This window comes from Bradyrhizobium sp. Kon56 (assembly GCF_055807635.1).
Genome location: NZ_JBVVOU010000347.1, coordinates 1 through 291 on the forward strand (window position 1 = coordinate 1; position 291 = coordinate 291).

Annotated in this window: 1 protein-coding gene; it reads left to right on the forward strand. The window is 62.2% G+C overall.

Annotated elements, in window-relative coordinates; all coding sequences use genetic code 11:
• Positions 1-50: 50 nt before the first annotated feature.
• Positions 51-291: hypothetical protein (locus AC0L3B_RS39265; RefSeq protein ID WP_473383143.1), on the forward strand; the 241-nt coding region annotated here is incomplete at its 3' end.

The window sequence follows — 291 nt, forward strand, 5'->3', positions numbered from 1 at the left end:
GCCCTGCTTATGGATCTGGATGGTTGCCACACTTGATTGCGGGCCAAGCGTTGACCTCGCTCATCGGCATTATCCTGTGGCGTCGGCAATGGCGTGAGCGGGGTTGGTATCCGACCTATGTGCCCCTGGTATCGGTGGTGCCCGCTGCGGTGTTGACCTATGGCGGCAATCCGACAGTGATTGTAGCCAGCGCAATACTGGGTGCGCTGATCGCCCCGCCGTTGGCCTGCGCGATTGCCGGGCGCCTGCCGGGCTACCTGCCCCCCTACATCGGCAACGTATTGTCTATGG